The organism is Novosphingobium percolationis, assembly GCF_020179425.1.
In the GTDB taxonomy this organism is placed as follows: domain Bacteria; phylum Pseudomonadota; class Alphaproteobacteria; order Sphingomonadales; family Sphingomonadaceae; genus Novosphingobium; species Novosphingobium percolationis.
In genome coordinates this window covers 762,807-784,610 of record NZ_JAILYM010000001.1, presented here as the reverse complement: position 1 = coordinate 784,610, position 21,804 = coordinate 762,807, and the positions used below count along the sequence as shown (strand labels likewise).

The window sequence follows — 21,804 nt, the reverse complement described above, 5'->3', positions numbered from 1 at the left end:
TCCGCTTAACCAAGCGGTTAAGAACGAACGGGAGAGAGTGTGATGGCCAAGCGCAGCCCCAAGGAGCTGATCGAGCTTTACTGGACGGAAGTCTGGAACAACCGCAACGCGGAGATGATCCGCGAACTGTGCGCCGATCCGATCATCCGCCACGATGCCGGCAGCGTCACCGCGCTCTCGATCGAAGACCAGATCGCGCGTGTGCGGCAGCAGTCCGAGCGCGCCGAGCCGTTCTTCACCCATGAAGTGCTGTGCGCTGATGATACCCACGTCACGTCGGTGTGGAACATGCACACGCGCAAGGGCGAGCGCGTCGACCTTTGCGGGATCGAGGTGTTCAAGGCGGTGGACGGCAAGTTCACCGACTGCTGGAATTCGACGTATGTTCCGGGGCGCTGGGGCGTGGAGGGTGATAGCTCGGTACCGCAGGACTTGCCGGAGCCGGCCCTGATCGGCAGCGTCGACCAGATCACGCCGACGTGGGTGCAGGCGATGTTCCAGCACGCGGGCGTTCCGGCGCCGCGCGTCAGCCTGCTCGCCACGCGGCCCATCGGGCATGGCAACATGTCGCAGACGATCCACACGCAGATCACCTACAACGCCAATGCCGCCGATGCCGTGCCGTCGGTGGTGTGCAAGATTACCTCGGCCATTCCGCAGGCGGTAGATATCGCGGGGACCGCCAACGTCTACGCTCGGGAATGCGCTGTCTATGAATTCCTGGGCGATACCCCGCCGCTCGCCACGCCGCGCGCCTATTGGCGCAAGGTGAGCGACGATGGCCGCGCGATCAATCTCGTGATGGAAGATCTGTCCGCGCGGACCCGCCCGGGCGACCAGATCTCCGGATGTTCGGTGGACGAGGCGCGGGCGGTTGCGGCCGAACTGTCGCGCCTTCATGCCGCGGCTTGGGGCGATCCCCGGTTGGAAGGGGCGGACTGGTTGCAGGATCGCGCCGGCGGTGCGGTGGATTCGGCGCAGGGCTATGCCGCCGCCGCTGTCGAGTTCCGCAGCCGCTATGCCGGACGCACCGATGCCGCCGTGCTCGACGCGATCGACGCCATGGTCCCGCGCATGGAGCAGGCGATCCGCGATGCGGCGCGGGGCGAAACACTCGTCCACGGCGAGCCGCGCGTCGACAACGTGCTGTTCGAGGATACTGCAGGGGGCCCGCGCGCCTGGCTCATCGACTGGCAGTTCGCGACCAAGGCCAGCCCGATGGTGGACCTCGCCTACTTCCTCGCCGGGTCGCTGTCGCCCGAAGACCGCCGCGCTTGCGAGGCCGGGTTGATCGAAGCCAGTGTTGCTGCCATTGCGCCGGTCGCGCCGCACTGGACGCTGGACAAGGCCCGCGCCGACTATGCCGCCGCGCTGCCGATCGCGCTGCAATTCACGGTCGGCGCGATCATGGCGATGCCCTCCAGCGACCACAACGACCGCCTGCTGCTGACGCTGGCCGAGCGCAATGTGGCCGCGTTGACGGATTGGGCGCTGGTCTAACCCAGCACTTCGTCGAGCAGCGACATCAGCGCCGCCCACGATTGCCGGTCGGCGCTGGCGTCGTAGCCGATGGCGGCAAGGCCGCGCGCGTCGCTGCCGGGGTCGGTGAAGCCGTGCTTCACGCCCGAATAGCTGTGGAAGTGCCAGTTGGCCGCAACCGCGTCCATCTCGGCCCAGAACGCGAGCACGTCCTCGCGCGGTGCGAGCGGATCGGCATCGCCGTGACAGACGAGGACGCGCGGCGTGATCGTCCGATCGGCCTTGCGGTCTGTGTTCAGCAATCCGTGGAAGCTGGCGACCAGCGCCAGGTCCTCGCCGCTGCGCGCGGCTTCCAGAACGGCCTGTCCGCCCTGGCAATAGCCGATCGCGGCCAGCGGCAGGCCCGCTGCTGCCGGATGCGCGCGCAAGGCGGCGATCCCGGCGGCGATGCGGGCACGGTAGACGTCGACGTCCGCCTTCAGCGCCGCCGAAAGCGCCTGCGACGCCGCGAAGTCTGGGGGAATCTCGCCATAGAAGTCCGCGATCAGCGCGACGTAGCCCGCGTCTGCCAGCATCTGCGCGCGCCGGTCCATGGGCGCATTGCGGTTCATGATCGTGGGGAAGATCACGATCGCGCCGCGCGCCACGCCCTGGGGCCGGGCGAGCCACCCCTTGAGCGCGACGCCGCCGTCGGCGTAATCGACCTGTTCAAGCGCCATCGGCCGCTTACTCCGGCAGGAAGTCGGGCACCGACAGGTAGCGCTCGCCGGTGTCGTAGTTGAAGCCGAGCACGCGACTGCCGGCGGGCAGGTCCTTCAGCTTCTGCGCGATGGCGGCGAGCGTTGCGCCCGAGCTGATGCCCACGAGCATGCCTTCCTCGCGCGCGCTGCGGCGGGCCCATTCCTTGGCCTCGGCGGGATCGACCTGGATCGCGCCGTCGATCGACTGGGTGTGCAGGTTACCGGGGATGAAGCCCGCGCCGATGCCCTGGATGGGGTGGGGCGCAGGCTGGCCGCCCGAGATCACCGGCGAGAGCGTCGGTTCGACCGCCCACGCCTTGAGCTTGGGCCAGGCGGCCTTGAGCGCTTCGGCGCAGCCGGTCAGGTGGCCGCCGGTTCCCACGCCCGTGATCAGCGCGTCGATCGGCGTATCGGCGAAGTCCTTTAGGATCTCCTGCGCCGTGGTGCGTACATGGACCGCGATGTTGGCGGGGTTTTCGAACTGCTGTGGCATCCACGCGCCGTCGGTGGTCTCGACGATTTCCTGTGCGCGGGCGATGGCGCCCTTCATGCCCTTTTCGCGCGGGGTCAGGTCGAAGCTGGCGCCGTAGGCCAGCATCAGCCGCCGCCGTTCGATCGACATCGAATCGGGCATGACGAGGATCAGCTTGTAGCCCTTGACCGCCGCTACCATGGCGAGGCCGATTCCGGTGTTGCCGCTGGTCGGCTCGACGATGGTGCCGCCGGGGCGCAGGCTGCCGTCAGCTTCGGCCGCTTCGATCATCGAAAGCGCGATGCGGTCCTTGATCGAGCCACCGGGATTCGTGCGCTCGCTCTTCACCCATACCTCGTGGTCGGGAAACAGGCGGGACAGGCGCACGTGCGGGGTGTTGCCGATAGTGGCGAGGATGGATTCCGCTTTCATGTCGCAATGCTCCCAGGTGTTGAGCTTCAGATTCTACGTGTACTTCGCCGCAAACGTCCGGGCCCGGCGCAGTTCCGGGAACCAGACCGCCCACAATGCGGTAACGACTATCGCACCCACGCCGCCGAATACAACCGCGCCTGTTGCGCCGAGCAGCGCAGCGGCAACGCCGGACTGCATTTCGCCCAGTTCGTTCGAGGCCGATATGGCAAGGCCCGATATCGACGAGACGCGCCCGCGCACCGCGTCGGGGGTGTGCAACTGGACCAGCGTGTTGCGGATGAACACCGAGATCATGTCCGACGCACCGATCAGGGCGAGGAAGAGCAGCGAAAGGAAGAAGTTGCGCGACAGCGCAAAGCCGATCGTGGCGGCACCGAAAGCCGCGACGGCCAGCAGCATCTTGTTGCCGACGTTGGTGTCGATCGGCCTCCTCGCCAGGACCGTCGCGACCAGCGCCGCACCCAGCCCCGGCATCGCGCGCATGAAGCCGAGGCCATAGGAGCCGACCGCATGGCCTTCGAAGGTCAGGATGTCGCGTGCGAACACGGGCAGCAGCGCGGTCGCGCCGCCCAGCAGCACCGCGAACAGGTCGAGCGTGATGCAGCCGAGCAGGAAACGCTCGTTCCGCACGAAGGACAGCCCCTCGCGGATCTGCTTTATGGGGTGGACGTTGCGGTTGTCGACGGAGGGCGGCAGCGGACGGATGCCGAGAATGCGCACCGCACCGATCAGCAGCAGCACCGTCGAGAGCGCATAGGGCAGGGGGGCATAGGCGGCGAACAGCAGCCCCGCCGCCGCCGGCCCGCCCAGCGATCCGATCTGCCATGCCATAGAATTGATCGCCACCGCGCGCGGCAGCAGCGCCGGCGGCACCACGTTGGGCGCGATCGAGGCGAGCGCCGGGCCGAGAAACACGCGCGCCGTGCCGTGCAGTGCGCCCAGCCCGAACAGCAGCGGCAGGCTCAGCACATGGAAATATGTCGCCAGCGTCAGCGCCAGCGCGATCATGGTGTCGAGCAGCATCGATAGCCCCGTCACCTTGCCCCGGTCGAAGCGGTCGGCGACCACGCCCGCCACCGGCGTCAGCAGGAACAGCGGCAGGAACTGGACGAGCCCGAGCAGTCCGAGCTGGAACGAGGCCTGCCCGATGCTCATGCCATAATGACTGCGGGCGACGTCGTAGAGTTGGTAGCCCAGAATGACGACCATGCCCGTGGTGGCGAAGGACGAGGCAAGCCGCGCAGTCCAGAACCGGCGGTAATCCGGGATCTGGAGCGGCGATGTGGGTTCGGCAGGGGGGGCATTGTCTGACACGCGCTCTAGGTGGCAGGGGGGCCGGGCCTTGCCAAGCAACGAATTCTTATAGTGCCGCAACCGACGGCGATGGATGGCGGTTCCGGCGCGACGGGAACGGTCCGCCACGCCGGAGCCGCGCGTGTCAGATCTTCAGCGACACCGTCAGCCGCACGTCGCGCCCGGCGATGGGCACGAAATCGCGCGTTTCCGAAGTGGCGAGACGACCCGAAACGTCGAGCAGGTTGTCGCCCGACAGGATCAGCGAGAGCGGGCCGTCCTTGCCCTGTGGGCGAAAGGTCAGGCTGGCGTTGACGAGGGTGAAGGCGCTCACCGGATTCTCGTTCGCCGCCACGCGGTTCTGCGCGGCGTTGTGAACCACCTCGGCCCGTGCGTCGAAACGGTCGGAATCAAGTTCCACTCCGCCGCGCAGGCGCAAGGGCGGGATGCGCGGGGCAGGGCCCACGCCCGTCAACTGGGCATGGACGTAATCGAGCCCGCCATCGATGCTGACGGCGTTGCCATCGCCCCATTCGAGCGCCTTCCACGAAGCTTCGGTCTCTATCCCGCGAAACTTCGCAGGCACCTGCACGAACTGATAGACCGGGTAGCCCTCGATCTGTGCGCCCGTGGGAAGCGGCGCGATGTAGTCCTTGAAATCGGTGGCATAGGCCGTGACCGCCGCTGCGATGCGGTCACCGTGATAGCGAAGGCCCGCTTCGACAGTGTTCGACCGTTCCTTGCGGAAGGCGGGGTTGCCGCGCTCGTACGACTGCGTGGCATCGTGCACGCCATCGATGAACAGCTCCTCCGAACTCGGTGCGCGTTCGCCATGCGCGGCGGAGAGGCTCACGGTCACGCTTTCGGCGGGATGCCAGGCGAGACCAAGGCCGCCGGCGTATTGATTGAAGCTGCGCCTGTCGCCGTCCTTGGTGGCAATGGCGGTGTGTTCGTAACGGCCGGTCGCCTCGAGATCGACGGTTCCCAGCTTCAGCTGCTGGCGGGTGAAGACGGCGAAGCGGTCGGTCGTGCTGTCGGGGATAAGCCGCTCGTCGCCCGCCACCGACAGGTCGCGCGTGGAAAGCTGCACGCCGCTCTGTCCGCGCCAGTCGCCATGTTTCGCCTGCACGAGATCGAGCCGGCTTTCGATCGCCTTGTTGAAGAAGCGCGTGGCGGCGACGCCAGAGTGCAGTTCGGCGTGGGTGTAGTCGCCATACGCCGCGCGCAGGTCGATGCGGTCGAGGAAGCCGGTGGTGTTCAGGCTGGCGCGCAAGTCGTAGCGGGTCTGCCGCAGCGACAGCGAGACCGGATCGGGATTGCCCACCGCAGGGCGCGGCGGAATGCCGTAGTCGCTGGCGAGGCGCTGCACCGACAGGCCGATGCTGCCGCCCTGATCGATGAAGGCGAGGCCGCCGCCGAAGGTGTAGCCCTTGGCCCAGGAATTGGTCAGGCGACCGTTGTGGTTGGCCTGCGCGGTCAGTTCGGCCGCGCCCGTCGCATCGCCTTCTGTCGCAAGGTCTGCCGCCGAGGCCAGTGTCGCGCTGCGCAACTGGGGCGACAGCACGTCGCCACCGATGCGCAGGTCGCCCGCGTGGTTGTAGCTGCCATCGACGTGCGCGACGAGGCGCGGCGCGATCACCACGTCCGCCGCCGCGCCCAGGTTCACCGCATCCGCTGCCGTGCCATAGGAGCCGAGCGCGGTCAGCGAGACGTTCTGGTCGGGCACCTTGCGTGGGATGCGCTTGTCGATCGCGTTGACCGCGCCGCCTGCAGGGTCTGCGGCATAGAGCAGCACGGCGGGGCCATGCAGCACGTCGATGTGGTCGACATTCAGCGTATCGAGCGCGACGCCGTGGTCGGCCGAGACCGAAGCCGCGTCGAGCGAGCCGAGGCCGTCGGTCAGCACCTGCACGCGCGGGCCATCGAAGCCGCGCAGCACCGGGCGGCTGGCGCCCGGCGCGAAGCCGCTGGTGGAAACGCCGGGGAGCTTGGCCAGCATCGTGCCGATCTGCGGAGCGGCATTGCGGGCGAGCGCATCGCCGGTCATCACCACGGGGGCCGAGATCGTATCGCGTTCGCCGCTGATGAGGCGGCCGCTGACGATGATCTGCGCATGGCCTGCATCATCGGGCGTGGCAGGATCGGGATGCTCGGGGGTCTCCCCGTTCGTCGGTGCGTCTGCGGCGCGCGCGGCGACAGGCAGGGCGGAGAGCGTGGCCAGCAGGGTGGCGCGCAGGAGGGAGGCGCGGAGGATCGAGAGGGAGGTCAAGGCTGCACCCGTTGTGGTTGGTCTGCGCAGCTTCCTAATGAAATGATATAATATATCAAGTGCGATGCGGCGAACGTCAGAACAAGGGCGGCGATGCCGCCCTTGTTCGTGCCTCAGCGGTTCGAGCGAAGGCGCGGGTTGGGCTGCAAGGCCTTGATCAGCTTCATGAAATCGTCGTGGCGGATGATCCGCTCAAACTGGAAGCCGGCACGCTCGCCGTCGTTCCATACAAGGAACGCCTCGATTCGCCCGACGACCTGCAAACGGATCGTCAACCGTTCGCCACGTCCGAGCGCGAGTTCGCCCGACGTCATGAATCCGGTCGCGGAAATGTTGACGATATTCAGCATGACATCGCCAAGCTGGCGATGCTCGCCGATCACGGGCAGGTGCACCGGGTGCCGCGTGGCGCGGCGCTGGTCGGTGACGGAAAGCTGTGCTCCGCCGGACATCGTTCCTCCTTGCCGGTGTTAGGTGACCGACAAGCTTTTGGTCCGAATTGGCTTATATTTCGTAAAGGGGCGGCAAAGTTCTGCCGGGCAGGAGACGGAGCCCGGCAGAAGCCTGCCATTAACGGCTGCGCAGCACGCCGTGCTTCTTCTTGCCCGACGAGACGCGAATCTCGTTTCCGTTCAGCGTAATGGCGTGCGAATCGTTGGTTACCGCGACGCCATCGACGCGAGCGCCGCCGCCTGCGACGAGCCGCTTGGCCTCGCCCCGGCTGCCAGCGAAGCCGAGCCCGATCAGCGCATCGATAATGGAGATTTCGCCGCCTTCGACGTCGAGCGTGGGCAGGTCGTCGCCCAGACCGCCGCCGGCAAAGGTCGCTGCCGCCGTCGACTCGGCAGCCCTGGCCGCATCCTCGCCGCGCACCAGCTTCGTCACCTCGTTGGCCAGCACCACCTTGGCGGCGTTGATCTCGCTACCTTCGAGCGCCTCGAGCCGGGCGATCTCGTCGAGCGGCAGGTCAGTGAACAGGCGCAGGAACCGGCCGACGTCGCGGTCGTCGGCATTGCGCCAGTATTGCCAGAAATCGTAGGCGGGGAGCGCGTCCTCGTTCAGCCATACCGCGCCGTTCATGGTCTTGCCCATCTTGGCCCCGTCGGCGGTGGTGAGCAGCGGCGTCGTCACGCCGAAGACCTCCTTGCCATCCATGCGCCGCGTCAGCTCGATGCCGTTGACGATGTTGCCCCACTGGTCCGAGCCGCCCATCTGCAAGCGGCAACCCAGTCGCTCCGACAATTCGCGGAAGTCGTAGGCCTGGAGGATCATGTAATTGAATTCGAGGAACGACAGCGACTGTTCGCGATCGAGCCGCTGCTTCACCGAATCGAAGCTGAGCATTCGGTTGACCGAGAAGTGTTGCCCGACCTCGCGCAGGAAGGGGATGTATTCCAGCTTGTCGAGCCAGTCGGCGTTGTCGACCATCACCGCGTCGGTGGGGCCATCGCCGAAGGTCAGGAAGCGTTCGAACACGGTGCGGATCGAGGCGACGTTGGATGCGATCGTATCGACCGTCATCAGCTTGCGCGCATCGTCCTTGAAGCTGGGATCGCCGATCTTGCCGGTGCCACCACCCATCAGCACGATCGGCTTGTGGCCCGCCTGCTGCAGGCGGCGCAGCAGCATGATCTGCACCATCGAGCCGACGTGCAGCGATGGCGCCGTGGGATCGAAGCCGATATAGCCCGGGACCACGCCTTCGCTCGCCAGCTTGTCGAGCCCTTCGGCATCGGTCAGCTGGTGGATGTAGCCACGCTCTTCGAGCAGGCGGAGCAGGGTGGACTTGTACTGGGTCATCGGAGCCTTCTTTCTTGCGGTGGCGCGCCTAGCACGGAGATCTGCGCTTGGAAACTTTCGAGCTTGTCCCACACCCTGCGCATCCCCCACTCCACGTCACCGCCGTCGCCGCGCGGATCATCGGGAAGGACGCGCACTGGCTCACCGTGCGCTGGCGGGTCGAGGGGACGCAGGCGCTGGTCCTGCCGCCGTTCGCGGGCAGGGTGCGCACCGATAGCCTGTGGCAGACCACGTGCTTCGAACTGTTCGTGAAACCCGATGGAGGCGAGGCCTATGCCGAGTTCAATTTCAGCCCTTCGGAGCGCTGGGCCGCTTATGATTTCTACGGCTATCGCGAAGGCATGGCGGAACGTGCGATGCCTCGCCAGCCCATCTGCACCCCACGGCGCGGACAGGCCGTGCTGATCTTCGATGCCGTGCTGCCGGTCGCCGCGCTGCCAGCGCTTCCCGCAAGCTACGCATTGACCGCCGTGATCGAGGAGGATGGCGCGGGCAAGTCCTATTGGGCCATGGCGCATGGGCGAGAAGTGCCTGATTTCCACCACGCATCTTGCTTCGCCGCGCGCCTTGCGGCACCGCAAGCGGCATGAAGTTCGGCATCGACCGCCTGCTGGCGGATAAATCCTTGCGCGCACCGCTGGCCGGTCGCCGCGTCGCCCTTGTCGCGCATCCCGCTTCGGTCACCGAAGGTCTGGTCCATTCGCTCGATGCGCTGGCGAGCCTGCCGGACGTGAACCTTGCCGCCGCCTTCGGCCCGCAGCACGGGCTCAAGGGCGACAAGCAGGACAATATGGTCGAGACGGCTGACGAGCTGGACCCGACGTACGGCATCCCGGTATTCAGCCTCTATGGCGAAGTCCGCCGCCCTACCGCGCGCATGATGGACAGCGCCGACGTGTTCCTGTTCGACCTGCAGGACCTGGGCTGCCGCATCTATACCTTCGTGACCACGCTGCTCTACTTGCTCGAAGCGGCGCATGGCACGGGCAAGGCGGTGTGGGTGCTCGACCGGCCCAATCCGGCGGGCCGCCCGATCGAGGGCACCACGCTGCTGCACGGCTGGGAAAGCTTCGTCGGCGCGGGGCCGATGCCGATGCGCCACGGGCTGACGCTGGGTGAAATGGGCCACTGGTTCGTGGCGCACTTCAATCTCGACGTCGATTACCGCGTGATCGAAATGGAAGGCTGGCAGCCCGAGCAGGGCCCCGGCTTCGGCTGGCCGGAAAGCCGCATCTGGATCAACCCGTCGCCCAATGCCGCGAGCCTCAACATGGCGCGCGCCTATGCCGGGACGGTGATGATCGAAGGTGCGACCCTGTCTGAAGGGCGGGGCACCACGCGCCCGCTCGAAGTCCTGTTCGGCGCGCCCGATGTGGACGCCAAGGCCGTCCACGCCGAAATGCGCCGCATCGCGCCGCAGTGGATGCAGGGCGCCGCAATCCGCGAATGCTGGTTCGAGCCGACCTTTCACAAGCACGCGAGGATGCTGTGCGGCGCGCTGATGGTCCACGCCGAGGGGGCCTTTTACGACCACGCCGCCTTCCGGCCCTGGCGCTTGCAGGCGCTGGCGTTCAAGGCAATCCGCAACGTCTATCCCGACTATCCGCTCTGGCGCGATTTCCCTTACGAGTACGTGTTCGACAAGCTGGCGATCGATGTGATCAACGGCGGTCCCGCCTTGCGCCAATGGGTCGATGATGCGGGCGCGGGCGCGGCGGATCTCGATGCGGTGGCGACGCATGACGAACAGGCCTGGGCCGAAACGCGCCGCCGCTTCCTGCTTTACTGAAGGGGTTTCCCCGGAAGGGGCAAAGGCCGTTTCAGCACCCCGCTTCGCGCAATTGCGGTGCGGCAATCATCGCTTCGGCCACGATTTGCAGTTCGCGCCCATCGCCCGGTTTCCCCAGCGCGACGGCCACCGTGCGGAACATTGTGCAGCGCGCAGGGTCCGTCGCCCCGCCGCCGTAGCGGTTGGCGACTTGCGTGACATAGCGGTCGTATCCCGCGCCGTGATCGCCGCCGAGGACGGCCTCGATGGTGGCCTGTGCCTGTGCGAAGTGGGGCGCGTTGGCGGCAACCATGCCGTCGTAAGCGGCGCGCAGGTCCACACCTGTGCGCGCGCATCGCAATGACACCGTCATCATCAGCGTCTCGAACTCGACCAGCCGCGCTGCCTGCGTCAGCGCTGTGGCGGCGCAAGCCTGCGCCTGCGCCGCCTGACTGCCCGCGAGGGACGAGAGCGTCGCCATGGCGATCGCGACGCCGATGGGCCCGCGCGGGCGGGTCATTTCGCAGTGCCGCAAGGCTGGAGCGGCACGGCCATCAGCGCATCGAAGGCGCGCACCAACGCCGCCTGTTGCGAGAACGTGGCCGCCGCATCGGCTTGATAGGCGCGCGCTTCTGCCGCCAGCGCGTTCATCGCAGCGGTATCCTTGCCCAGGTCGTAGCCGTCGTAGATACCCTGCAACTGCTTGAGATAGGCGACGGCGGCATCGTTGTTGCGCTTGGCCGCATCCACGGCGGGGCGGTAGACCGTGTCGTGGAAGCGGTTGCGATCTTCGGCTGAGCAGAAGCCCGGCGGCAGAACCAGGTCGGGCACTGCTACCATCTGCGGGCGTTGCGGCACGACGTAGCGCGCAGAGACCGGCGAAACCGGCGCGACTGCCGGGGGGAGGGGGGCAGCGGACGGCGTTCCCGCTCCCGGCGCGGGCGTCTGCTGCGATCGGGTAAGGTCGGCCAGCAACTGCCCCAGCGCGACATTGGCGACCGGCGCGGCCGCTGCGACAGTGCCCGGCACCGCGAGCGGGGCGGCCATTGCCAGCGCGGGGCCGACGGCGGGGGCAGGCAGCGTCGTCGCGGCGGTGGCGGCGACAGGTGCGGGTGCCGCCGTCGGAACCACGGCGGCGGCCGCGGCTGGTGCGGGCGGTGTCGTCGCACCGTGCCGCAGTGCCGCAGCCTTGGCACGGGCCAGCGCGGCGAAGGTTCCTTGCGGATATTGCTGGAGATAGGCTTCGTAGAGCGCCGGATCGTCGCTGGTCCCGACCGATTGCCAGAACGCCAGTTCAAATGGTGTCCCGACGCCGTTGGCCGCTTGGGCCTGCGCTGCGGTGCCCTGCGTGGCCACTGCCAGCGCCATTGCCGCAAGCGCGGCGCGCATCCTGCCGATTCCCGTGTTTGCTGGCATCATTCGATTCCCGACCCGCGATCAGGACGGTATCGTTCATCTACCTCGCCACGCCTTCAACGAGTGCGGTTAAGCCGGAAATAACCGTGATACTGCTTAGGCGGGCGGCGCTTGCGTGGTAAATATGTGCTGATATATACTGCAGTTTATATCAGCGAGGGCACCTAGGCCTGACATCCTTCAGGACAATCCGGAACTCTTTCTCGGCAGTCGGCTCAAGCGGCTGGCCGAACGGATGCAGGCCGATGCCGCGCGCGTCATTCGCGATGCGGGTTTTCCGATCGCGCCTGCGCAATTTCCGATGCTGGCGGCGGTGCATCGCCATGGGCCGCTTACCGTGGGGCAGGCGGTCAAGGTGCTAGGGCTCAGCCAGCCCGTCGTGACGCGGACGCTCGGTGGGTTGGTCGCGCTTGGCCTGCTCGATACAACCCGCGACGAGGCCGATCTCAGGCACAAGACGATCCGCCTGACCAGCGCCGGGCAGGCGATGATGACGCAGGCGACCGCCACCGTGTGGCCGCGCGTGACTGCGGCGGTCAAGCAGCTGTGCGCCCCCTTGCAAGGAGGATTTTTCGACATGGTGGACCAGATCGAAACCGCGCTCGATAGCCAGTCGCTCGTCGCGCGCGTCGGGGCGCAGGCACACGGCCTGTCGATCCGCCCTTATGCCCCGGATCTCGACGAGACATTCCAGCGCATCAACGCCGAATGGATCAGCGAGATGTTCACGCTCGAACAGAACGACATCGACATGCTGACCAACCCTCGCCAACGCATCATCGACGGCGGCGGCGAGATCCTCTTTGTCGAGGCGCCCGACGCGGGTGTGATCGGAACCTGCGCGCTGATCCGCATGGGAGAGGGCGTGTTCGAACTGACAAAGATGGCCGTCAGCAGCGCCGCGCGCGGGCGCAAGGCGGGCGAATTTTTGCTCGCCGCCACGCTTGATCGCGCACGCGCGATGGACATCGAAACGCTCTATCTTCTGACCAACCGCAAGTGCGCCGCGGCGATCCACCTGTACGAAAAGCTCGGCTTCGAGCACTCGGCAGAGATCATGGAGCGCTATGGCAAGCGCTACGAGCGCTGTGACGTGGCCATGCTGTATCGCTGGTAGCGATGGAAAGGATGGCCGGGAGGGGTGTGCCCGCCCCGGCCAGTCCCGAAATCAGAAGCGCATGCCGATCTTGGCAGCGACGTGGCGGCGCTGGAAATTGATGCCAGCGAAGCTGCCGAGGTCGGCGTAGTCGAGTTCGATGCCGGCGTATGCATTGCCCGAGATGACGTGGTCGTAGCCGACTGCGCCCATGACGCCGTCGAGCGTTTTGGTCGCCGACGTACCACCGAACGACGCCTTCAGGCGGAAGCTGTCGTAACCTACCTTGGCAAACACTTGGCCCTTGTCGCCGACGTTGAAGCCGATGCGGCCGCCGGTTGCGATGTTGCCGTTCGAGCCGAGGCAAACGCTGCCGTCGCAGGACTTGGCGCTGGCGTATTCATAGTTGACGAAGGGGCCGACGACGACGTTGCCCAGCGGAATGTCGTAACCGGCTTCCGCGCCGATCGAGGCAGAGTTGCCGATCTTGTAGACGTCGCCATCGCTGACGGTCGGGGTTTCGTAGCCGACTCGCGCTTCGATGCGCAGGCCCGAGCGCTTTGCTGTATCGTTGCTCTGGGCAAGCGCCGGGGTGGCGGCAGCGATGGCCGCGACGAACATGATGGACTTGATCATTGTCTTCCCTGTTTTCGTGGCGCAACCGATAAATGATGCGCCTGCATTGGCGGGGAAGTCACTATAAGAATATAGAAAACTGCCCCGCGGTCGGTGCGCGTAGGGAGGGCGCGATCGAAGGGCAATAATAAATTGTCATATTCATTCAATGTGGTGGAAATGGACTGCCATCTTATTATGAATTGTCAGTGCTTCTTGCGAGTCAATTCGCGCATCGCTCCGTCGAGACCTTCAAGAGTCAGCGGGAACATCGAGCCGTTCAGCAGGTCCTTGATCATCTTGGTTGACTGCGAATAGGTCCACTGCTTCTCGGGCACGGGGTTCAGCCACACCGTCGCCGGGTATGTCTGCGCCACGCGCTGCAACCACACCGCGCCCGCTTCCTCGTTGAAGTGCTCGACGCTGCCGCCGGGATGGCTGATCTCATAAGGGCTCATCGCCGCATCGCCCACGAAGATGATCTTGTAGTCGTGGCCGTACTTGTGCAGCAGGTCCCAGGTCTTGGTGCGGTCCGACCAGCGGCGCTTGTTGTCCTTCCACACGCCTTCGTAAAGGCAGTTGTGGAAATAGAAGAATTCCATGTTCTTGAACTCGGCGGTGGCGGCGCTGAACAGTTCCTCCACCAGCCGGATGAACGGGTCCATCGACCCGCCGACATCGAGGAACAGCAGCAGCTTGACCGCATTGCGCCGTTCCGCTCGCATGCGGATATCGAGCCAGCCCTGCTTGGCGGTGCCTTCGATCGTGCCGTCGAGATCAAGTTCGTCCGGATTGCCCTCGCGCGCGAAGCGGCGCAGGCGGCGCAGCGCCACCTTGATGTTGCGCGTGCCCAGTTCCTTGGTGTTGTCGAGATTCTGGAACTCGCGCTTTTCCCAGACCTTGATCGCGCGCCCGTGCTTGCTTTCGCCGCCGATGCGCACGCCTTCGGGGTTGTAGCCCGCATTGCCGAACGGGCTGGTACCGCCGGTGCCGATCCACTTGTTGCCGCCCTGGTGGCGCTTTTCCTGCTCCTCCAGCCGCTTCTTGAGCGTGTCCATGATCTCCTCCCAGGAGCCCATGGCCTTGATCTTTTCCATTTCCTCTTCGGTGAGGAATTTTTCGGCGACGGCTTTCAGCCAGTCCTCGGGAATGTCGACCGGGCGCTGGCCGTAATCGGTCAGCAGGCCCTTGAAGACCTTGTTGAAGACCTGGTCGAAGCGGTCGAGGAGGCCTTCATCTTTCACGAAGGTCGCGCGACTGAGATAGTAGAACGCCTCGGGCGTCTGCTCGATGACGTCCTTTTCGAGCGCCTCCAGCAGCACCAGGTGCTCCTTGAAGCTCGCCGGGATTCCGGCGGCGCGCAGTTCGTCGATGAAGTTGAAGAACATCGAATCAGGTCCCTGAAGGGGGAGGGGGTGCCGCAGGCGGCTGTTGGGGCCAGCTTTCGCGCGTCGGATCGATCTGCGCCCACGCCGGCGCGTCTTCGGTCCAGATCACGACTTCCGGCTCCAGTCCGTGCCCTGCATCCAGCGCGCCGAAGCGCACCGTCTTGAGGTGCGGGCGGGCCGAGCTTTGCGCGAAGATCTGCGTGCCGCAGGCGGGGCAGAAGTGGAAGGTCAGCGTGTTGCCGCTTGCTGCCTGCCATGCGGCATGGGCGAGCGTGCCGCTGATCTTCACTGCGGCTGCCGGAAAGATCGCGTTGTGCGTGGGGCCGCCGGCGGCGATCTGCTGGCATTGGCGGCACCAGCACTGGCGGGTGCCGACCGGCTCTGCCGCAATCGCCAGCGTGACCGCGCCGCAGGCGCAGCGCCCGGTGTAAGGTGCGGTCATCGTCGGCGACTCCTTTCGCTCAGCTCGGGCGGCGGGCCATGAACGCCAACCGTTCGAACAGCATGATATCCTGTTCGTTCTTGAGCAATGCCCCGTGCAGCGGGGGGATCGCCTTGGTCGGATCGCGGTTCTGCAGCACGTCGAGCGGCATGTCCTCGTTCAGCAGCAGCTTGAGCCAGTCGAGCAGTTCGCTGGTCGAGGGCTTCTTCTTGAGGCCGGGCACTTCGCGCACTTCGTAGAACACCTCCATCGCCTTGGCGACGAGGGTCTTCTGGATGCCGGGGAAGTGGACGTCGATGATCGCCTGCATCGTGTCGCGATCGGGGAACTTGATGTAATGGAAGAAGCAGCGGCGCAGGAAGGCGTCGGGCAGTTCCTTTTCGTTGTTGCTGGTGATGACCACGATCGGGCGCTCCTTCGCCTCGATCCGCTCCTGCGTTTCGTAGACGTCGAAGCTCATCCGGTCGAGTTCCTGCAAAAGGTCATTGGGGAACTCGATGTCGGCCTTGTCGATCTCGTCGATCAGCAGAACGGGCAGCTGGGGTGCGGTAAATGCTTCCCACAGCTTGCCTTTCTTGATGTAGTTGCGGATGTCGTGGACGCGTTCATCGCCCAGCTGGCCGTCGCGCAGGCGGGCCACCGCGTCGTATTCATAGAGGCCCTGTTGCGCCTTGGTCGTGGACTTGATGTTCCATTCGATCAGCGGGGCGCCGACGGCCTTGGAGATTTCGTGCGCCAGCACGGTCTTGCCGGTGCCGGGTTCGCCCTTCACCAGCAGCGGGCGGCGCAGCAGCACCGCGGCGTTGACCGCCACCTTGAGATCGTCGGTGGCGACATAATTCTGAGTGCCTTCGAAGCGCATCGGCTGCCCCTTGCTCTGTTCTGGTCGGGTTGTTTGAATTAATCGGTTGGTTAAACGATAGCAGCCGGGCGGCGGCTGGCAAGTGTCTCTTGCGCTTCATGCGCCGTACATTGTCCTGTCAGTTTTGAGGGGCTAGGGCCGCACGCGCATGATCCCCGAGGCCGCACCGTATGTCCCTTCGCGCTATGGCGCTTCGAAACGCGACCGGCCTCGTGCCTTTGCGATGGCCGCAGCGGTGTGTCTGGCGCTCGGCGCCATCGTGGTGCGGATGGGTGATTTCGTGCCCTTCGGTGGCGAGGGTCGCGGGCAACTGACCGCGATCAACCTCAGCCCCTCGAAAGGCGAGGAGACTAGGAAGGCCGCGCCCAAGGCCGCTGCGAAGCAGGCCGCGCAGCACCAGGAGGTGGTGCAACCGCAACCGCAGGCTGTGAAGATCCCGCCGCGCGTGATCGTGCCCAGCGACAGCCCGACGCTGCCGCCGGGCTTTATCGTGATGAGCCGCAAGGACTTCGCCTCGACCGACATCGGCAAGATGGCCCGCGCTGCGCCGAGCGCGGGCCAAGGACAGGGCGAAGGCGGCGGCGCGGCGGCGGGCGTGGGCGAGGGGCCGGGCGGCGCGACGCTCTATGCCGCGCAATGGTATCGCGAACCGCGCGACGCCGAGATCGGCCCCTACCTTCCCGCCACTCGTGCGCCGGGATCGTGGGCCATCATCGCCTGCCGCACGATCCAGGACTACCACGTCGAGGACTGCCGCGAGATGGACGAGTCCCCGCGCGGGTCAGGCCTTGCCCGTGCGCTGCGGCAGGCGGCGTGGCAGTTCCTGGTGCGGCCGCCGCGCGTGGACGGCAAGGCGCAACTTGGAACCTGGGTGCGCATCCGCTTCGACTTCACGAAGCCGAAGGCAGAGAGCGACGCGGGCTGAGCAACCGGGCCGAAAGGCGCGCGCGCAGCGGTTCGTCCCACAGCTTGAGGCCCGCCCAGCCGAGCAGCACCATCGCTGGCGGGATCGCCAGCGCGACCGGCAGGATCGCGGATTCGGCGGGCTTGGCGAAGATTGCCCAGTCGGCGAACTTGTAGATAAACGGGTAGTGCAGGATGTAGATCGGGTAGGACAGCCGCCCCAGGATGCGCGCGGTGGCGAGCGTGCGCGGGCCGACGTTCGAATGCGCGCCCAGCAGCACGATCAGCGGGAACAGCACGATCACCATTGTCGCTTCGAGCGCGCCATTGGCCGCAGCGTTCGGCGCCGTGCCAAGGAAAGGCAAGGCCAGCGCGACCGTCATCACGATGCCCAACGGCACCAGTCCCAACCGCAGCCGGGGCAGCGAAGGCAGTGCCCGGTGCAGCCAAAGCCCAAAGAGGAACGGGAAGGCGAGGCGCACGAAGGCATAGGGGAAGGTGTCCCAGCCGAAGCCCAGCGAGAGCTTGCCGCTGGTCACGCCCGCCCACGCCAGCACGCCACCTGCGATCACGGCCAGCGCCAGCAGCGCGCCATTGCCGAGACGGCGCAGCACGAGAGCATAGGCAAGGTTGCCGACATATTCCTGAAACAGCGTCCAGGTCGGCCCATCGAGCGAATGCGTGTCGGTCCAGCGGCCCGGCAACGTGGGATAGGGCAGGACCAGCAGCGCGAGCGCGATGGTGGAGGCGATGGCGGTCGCGCTCATGCCCCAATCCGGTCCCCGGAAAGGGCCGAACCAGTAAGCCACAGCGCCGATTGCCGTGGCGAGGATCACCAGGGGGTGCAGGCGTATCAGGCGGCGCAGCGCAAATTGCCCGAGCGTCATGCCCTCGGCCCAGCGCTTGTCATAGGCATAGGATACGACAAAGCCTGAAAGGCAGAAGAAGAAGTCCACCGCCAGCGCGCCGTGCGGCAGCACGTTTTGCGCCGGGTCGCCCATCACCAGAATCTCGCTGACGTGAAACACCAGCACCAGCAGCGCGGCCATCCCGCGCAAGCCGTCCAGCACGTCGAAGTGCGGTCTCTCCTGCATCCCTTCCCCCTGTTCCTTATGGTGACAGCGTGAGACAAAATGACGCGCCGCGCAAGGGGGAGCCTTTGCCGGGGGTGCAGCGTTGAACCGGACAAGGAGATATCGCCATGGCCAAACCCTTCAAGTTGCCCAAGAAGATCAACGGATTCCGGCTGCCGAAAACGGCGCGGCGCGAAGCCAACAAGTTGATTGCCCGGTTGCAGGGCGAGGAACTGGAAGCGCTGGTCGCGGCCGTGCTGGCCGCAGCGGTCATGCATTTCGCAGAGCGCGGCCGCGAGGGTCGCGAACCGCTGTCCAAGCGGCTGGCTGGCGCAGTGGGCAGCCACCTGAAGCACTGAAGCCTGTCGACATCCGGCGTGCCGCCCGAATGGGAGACGCGCGCCCGCACATGGAGCGATCGCCTGTTGCGCGCATCGTCATTGTGCGTGCGCTGCAAAAATGGGGTGAGGTCGGCGGCTGGCTTGCCTGCCGCTCAGGCGTCGATCAGTTCGGGATCGATCTCGCTCGCCCTGTTCTGGATGAACATGAAGCGTTGTGCCGGGTCGCGGCCCATCAGGCGGTCGACCAGATCCTTCACCGCCGCGCGGCCTTCGTATTCGGGCGGCAGGGTGATGCGGATCAGGCTGCGGCTCGCAGGCGCCATTGTCGTTTCGCGCAGCTGCTGCGGGTTCATTTCGCCCAAGCCCTTGAACCGGCCGACCTCGACCTTCTTGCCCTTGAACCTGGTGCGCTCCAGCTCGGCGCGGTGGGCGTCGTCCTTGGCATAGGCGGAGGTGCTGCCACTGGTCAGGCGATAGAGCGGAGGCTGCGCAAGGTAGAGATGCCCGCGCCGCACCACTTCAGGCATTTCCTGGAAGAAGAACGTCATCAGCAGCGTGGCGATGTGCGCGCCATCGACATCGGCGTCGGTCATGATGATCACGCGATCGTAGCGCAGGGCGTCGGCGTTGCAGTCCTTGCGCATCCCGCAGCCGAGGGCGAGTGCGAGGTCGGCGATTTCGCTGTTGGCGCGGATCTTGTCTGCGGTGGCGCTGGCGACGTTGAGGATCTTGCCGCGGATGGGCAGGATCGCCTGCGTCTTGCGGTCGCGCGCCTGCTTGGCGCTGCCGCCGGCCGAATCCCCTTCAACGATGAACAGCTCGGTCTCGCCATCGCCTTCGCCCGAACAGTCGGTCAGCTTGCCCGGCAAACGCAGCTTGCGCGCGTTGGTGGCGGTCTTGCGCTTGACCTCGCGCTCCTGCTTGCGGCGCAGGCGATCGTCCATGCGCTCCATCACCGCGCCGAGCAGCGCCTTGCCGCGTTCGAGGTTGTCGGTGAGGAAATGGTCGAAGTGATCGCGCACCGCGTTTTCGACGAGGCGCGCGGCTTCGGGGCTGGTCAGGCGGTCCTTGGTCTGGCTCTGGAACTGGGGATCGCGGATGAACACCGACAGCATGATCTCGCTGCCGGTGATCATGTCCTCGGGCGCGATGTCCTTGGCCTTCTTCTGGCCGACGAGTTCACCAAAGGCGCGGATGCCCTTGGTCAGCGCGGCGCGCAGGCCTTGTTCGTGGGTGCCGCCATCTGGGGTGGGAATGGTGTTGCAGTACCAGCTGTAGGAACCATCGGACCACAGTGGCCAGGCGATCGCCCATTCGACACGGCCCATTTCCTCGCCTTCGGGGCCGAGCGGAAAGTCCTGCCGCCCGGCGAAGGGAACCGAGGTGACGCATTCGCGCCCCGAAACCTGCTCGGCGAGATGGTCGGCAAGGCCGCCGGGAAACTGGAACACGGCTTCGGCAGGCACGTCGTCGCTGGTGAGGCTGGCACCGCACTTCCAGCGGATTTCGACGCCGGCGAAGAGATAGGCCTTGGACCGCACGAGGCGGAACAGGCGCGCGGGCTTGAACTTGGCGTCTTCGCCGAAGATCTCCGCGTCGGGTATGAAGGTGACCTGCGTGCCGCGCCGGTTGGGCGCGTTGCCGATGCGCTGGAGCGGGCCGGTCGGCAGGCCCCGGCTGAACTCCTGCGCGTAAAGCTCCTTGTTGCGCGCTACCTCCACGCGGGTGAGCGTGGACAGCGCGTTGACCACGCTCACGCCGACGCCGTGAAGGCCGCCGCTGGTGGCATAGGCCTTGCCCGAGAACTTGCCGCCCGAATGGAGGGTGGTCAGGATCACCTCGAGCGCGGACTTGCCCGGATACTTGGGATGTTCGTCCACCGGGATGCCGCGCCCGTTGTCGCCGATGGTCAGCCGGTTGCCTTCCTCCAGCAGCACTTCGATGCGGTTGGCATGGCCCGCGACGGCTTCGTCCATCGCGTTGTCGAGCACTTCGGCGGCGAGATGATGCAGCGCGCGCTCGTCGGTGCCGCCGATGTACATGCCGGGGCGGCGGCGGACCGGCTCGAGACCTTCCAGAACCTCGATCGCGGAGCCATCGTAGCTTTCGGACGGGGTGCTGGCAGGCAGCTTGTCGAACAGGTCATCGGACATGGGAACGGGTATAGAACACACAGGAATCCGGGCGCAAGCGGGGCTGCATCCTTATCCGGCGCTTTTCGAGCCTTTTTGAGGGCTCAGAACCGTGAAGGCGCCGGGCTGACGGTGACGAATGTGCCGCCCGACACCTCGCGCACTTCCATCGCGCGTTCGGCGACGCCCAGATCGTTGAAACGGAACACCCCGTCGAGGCCGATGTAGCCATCCTTGTCGTAGAGGCGGCTGGTGGGGAATACGGTGCCCGGCTTCCAGCCGCGCGCAACGTTCAGCGTCAGCAGCACGGAATCGTAACCGAGCGTCGCGAGGCGCGCGGGAGCGGCGCCGAAGCGGTTGCGGTAGGACTGTTCGAACTGGCCGAAGCGCCGGTCGGACACGGCGGCGAACCACGCGCCCTTCATGGCCGGGCTTTTGGCGATGGTGGCATCGCCGCTCCAAAGCTCGGTGCCGAGCAGGCGCGTGCCGCCCGCCTGCGGCGCGGCGGTAAGCGCGATGCGCGGGCCATCGGCGATCAGCAGCGCGTCGACCGGGCCTTTCGCCTTGGCGCGGCGCACGGCGCTGGCGACCGACGTGTTGCCGCGCGCGTAGCTTTCGATGCCAGTCAGGGTCACGCCTTCCTGCCGCGCACTGGCGGTGAGCGCGGCGGTCACGCGCTGGCCATAGACTCCGCCCGGCACCAGCGCCGCCACGCGGTTGACGCCATGCGCCTTGGCGTAGCCGAGCACGCGCGCGACCGACTGGCCGGGCGCCTGGCCCAGCACGAACACGTCGCGATCCGCAACGCCGGTATCGTTCGAATAGGTGATCATCGGCACCTTGGCGGGGCGGGCGATCGAGGCCACGGCCACCACGTCGTCGGCCAGCAACGGCCCGAGTATCAGCTTGTTGCCATCGGCCACCGCGCGACTGGCGGCAATCGCGGGACCGGCGCTGGTGTCATACGTGGTGATGCGCAGGCTTTGCGAATTGGTGTCGAGCAGCGCCATCGTCGCGGCATTGGCGATGGCTTGCCCCACGGCGGCGTTGGGGCCGCTCATCGGCACCAGCAACGCGACCCGGTGACGGTCGGCGTCGGTCGGCAGGGCGTTGGAATCAGGCGCAGTTTCGCTCGGCACGGGAGCAGGGGCGGGGCCGTTCCTGGGGATCACGGTACAGCCCGCGAGCAGTGCCAGCGTCGTCGCCATGGCAAAGCGGCGGGTCACGCCGGTGGTCAGTCGCAGATTGCCTTCACGCATGGTCTTGCCGCTCCCCGAGAC

21 protein-coding genes are annotated in these 21,804 nt (G+C 66.3%); 6 read left to right on the top strand and 15 right to left on the bottom strand.

Features of this window, described 5'->3' with window-relative positions; translation table 11 throughout:
- Nucleotides 1–42 precede the first annotated feature (42 nt).
- On the top strand, nt 43–1,500 hold the full coding sequence (locus tag K3A84_RS03530; protein ID WP_225007916.1) for an ecdysteroid 22-kinase family protein: 1,458 nt from the start codon (nt 43–45) through the stop codon (nt 1,498–1,500).
- Here K3A84_RS03530 and K3A84_RS03525 read toward each other — a convergent pair.
- The 6 genes from K3A84_RS03525 to tyrS form a co-directional block, all read right to left on the bottom strand.
- Entirely contained in the window at nt 1,497–2,198 is a 702-nt protein-coding gene (locus K3A84_RS03525; RefSeq protein WP_225007915.1) for a dienelactone hydrolase family protein, read from the bottom strand. The genes K3A84_RS03530 and K3A84_RS03525 overlap by 4 nt on opposite strands.
- A 7-nt stretch (nt 2,199–2,205) precedes the next feature.
- On the bottom strand, nt 2,206–3,123 hold the full coding sequence (cysK, locus tag K3A84_RS03520; protein ID WP_225007914.1) for a cysteine synthase A: 918 nt from the start codon (nt 3,121–3,123) through the stop codon (nt 2,206–2,208).
- 33 nt (nt 3,124–3,156) lie between these two features.
- Nucleotides 3,157–4,440: an MFS transporter gene (locus K3A84_RS03515; protein ID WP_225007913.1), complete on the bottom strand. Its 1,284-nt coding sequence runs from the start codon at nt 4,438–4,440 to the stop codon at nt 3,157–3,159.
- Nucleotides 4,441–4,564: 124 nt separating this feature from the next.
- Nucleotides 4,565–6,688 carry a TonB-dependent receptor gene (locus K3A84_RS03510; protein ID WP_225007912.1) on the bottom strand — a complete coding sequence of 708 codons (2,124 nt, stop codon included), beginning with the start codon at nt 6,686–6,688 and terminating at the stop codon, nt 4,565–4,567.
- A 113-nt stretch (nt 6,689–6,801) separates the two neighbouring features.
- A complete protein-coding gene (locus K3A84_RS03505) occupies nt 6,802–7,140 on the bottom strand; it encodes a PilZ domain-containing protein (protein ID WP_225007911.1) in 339 nt (112 codons plus the stop codon).
- A 118-nt stretch (nt 7,141–7,258) separates the two neighbouring features.
- On the bottom strand, nt 7,259–8,488 hold the full coding sequence (tyrS, locus tag K3A84_RS03500) for a tyrosine--tRNA ligase (protein ID WP_225007910.1): 1,230 nt from the start codon (nt 8,486–8,488) through the stop codon (nt 7,259–7,261).
- Nucleotides 8,489–8,535: 47 nt separating this feature from the next.
- Between tyrS and K3A84_RS03495 the strand changes: the two genes are divergently transcribed.
- A complete protein-coding gene (locus K3A84_RS03495) occupies nt 8,536–9,078 on the top strand; it encodes a DOMON-like domain-containing protein (RefSeq protein WP_225007909.1) in 543 nt (180 codons plus the stop codon).
- Nucleotides 9,075–10,277, top strand: a complete 1,203-nt coding sequence (locus K3A84_RS03490) for an exo-beta-N-acetylmuramidase NamZ family protein (RefSeq protein ID WP_225007908.1) — start codon at nt 9,075–9,077, stop codon at nt 10,275–10,277. Before K3A84_RS03495 ends, K3A84_RS03490 begins: the two co-directional genes overlap by 4 nt.
- Before the next feature lie 31 nt (nt 10,278–10,308).
- On the opposite strand, the gene K3A84_RS03485 is transcribed toward K3A84_RS03490, so the two are convergent.
- Nucleotides 10,309–10,776, bottom strand: coding sequence for a hypothetical protein (locus K3A84_RS03485; protein WP_225007907.1), 468 nt, complete (start codon nt 10,774–10,776; stop codon nt 10,309–10,311).
- Nucleotides 10,773–11,645 (bottom strand): hypothetical protein, encoded by an 873-nt coding sequence (locus K3A84_RS03480; protein WP_225007906.1) that lies wholly within the window; start codon nt 11,643–11,645, stop codon nt 10,773–10,775. Before K3A84_RS03480 ends, K3A84_RS03485 begins: the two co-directional genes overlap by 4 nt.
- A gap of 262 nt (nt 11,646–11,907) precedes the next feature.
- Here K3A84_RS03480 and K3A84_RS03475 point away from each other — a divergent pair, with 262 nt between their 5' ends.
- Nucleotides 11,908–12,789, top strand: a complete 882-nt coding sequence (locus K3A84_RS03475) for a GNAT family N-acetyltransferase (RefSeq protein WP_225007905.1) — start codon at nt 11,908–11,910, stop codon at nt 12,787–12,789.
- 51 nt (nt 12,790–12,840) lie between these two features.
- Here K3A84_RS03475 and K3A84_RS03470 read toward each other — a convergent pair whose 3' ends face one another.
- From K3A84_RS03470 to K3A84_RS03455, 4 genes are all read right to left on the bottom strand, one after another.
- Nucleotides 12,841–13,404: an outer membrane protein gene (locus tag K3A84_RS03470; RefSeq protein ID WP_225007904.1), complete on the bottom strand. Its 564-nt coding sequence runs from the start codon at nt 13,402–13,404 to the stop codon at nt 12,841–12,843.
- Nucleotides 13,405–13,589: 185 nt separating this feature from the next.
- Nucleotides 13,590–14,771: a vWA domain-containing protein gene (locus K3A84_RS03465; protein WP_225007903.1), complete on the bottom strand. Its 1,182-nt coding sequence runs from the start codon at nt 14,769–14,771 to the stop codon at nt 13,590–13,592.
- Between the two features lie 4 nt (nt 14,772–14,775).
- A complete protein-coding gene (locus K3A84_RS03460) occupies nt 14,776–15,213 on the bottom strand; it encodes a GFA family protein (RefSeq protein ID WP_225007902.1) in 438 nt (145 codons plus the stop codon).
- 19 nt (nt 15,214–15,232) lie between these two features.
- Complete coding sequence (locus K3A84_RS03455) at nt 15,233–16,075, bottom strand: AAA family ATPase (RefSeq protein WP_225007901.1); 843 nt, start codon at nt 16,073–16,075, stop codon at nt 15,233–15,235.
- 223 nt (nt 16,076–16,298) lie between these two features.
- Here K3A84_RS03455 and K3A84_RS03450 point away from each other — a divergent pair, with 223 nt between their 5' ends.
- Complete coding sequence (locus K3A84_RS03450) at nt 16,299–17,000, top strand: hypothetical protein (protein ID WP_225007900.1); 702 nt, start codon at nt 16,299–16,301, stop codon at nt 16,998–17,000.
- Here the strand turns inward: K3A84_RS03450 and K3A84_RS03445 are convergent.
- Nucleotides 16,966–18,072, bottom strand: a complete 1,107-nt coding sequence (locus K3A84_RS03445) for an acyltransferase family protein (RefSeq protein WP_225007899.1) — start codon at nt 18,070–18,072, stop codon at nt 16,966–16,968. The two genes, K3A84_RS03450 and K3A84_RS03445, sit on opposite strands and share 35 nt — an antisense overlap.
- A gap of 107 nt (nt 18,073–18,179) precedes the next feature.
- Here K3A84_RS03445 and K3A84_RS03440 point away from each other — a divergent pair, with 107 nt between their 5' ends.
- A complete protein-coding gene (locus tag K3A84_RS03440; RefSeq protein WP_225007898.1) occupies nt 18,180–18,410 on the top strand; it encodes a hypothetical protein in 231 nt (76 codons plus the stop codon).
- A gap of 134 nt (nt 18,411–18,544) precedes the next feature.
- Here K3A84_RS03440 and parE read toward each other — a convergent pair whose 3' ends face one another.
- On the bottom strand, nt 18,545–20,545 hold the full coding sequence (gene parE / locus K3A84_RS03435; protein WP_225007897.1) for a DNA topoisomerase IV subunit B: 2,001 nt from the start codon (nt 20,543–20,545) through the stop codon (nt 18,545–18,547).
- Nucleotides 20,546–20,628: 83 nt separating this feature from the next.
- Nucleotides 20,629–21,783 (bottom strand): penicillin-binding protein activator, encoded by a 1,155-nt coding sequence (locus tag K3A84_RS03430; RefSeq protein ID WP_225007896.1) that lies wholly within the window; start codon nt 21,781–21,783, stop codon nt 20,629–20,631.
- Nucleotides 21,784–21,804: the final 21 nt, after the last annotated feature.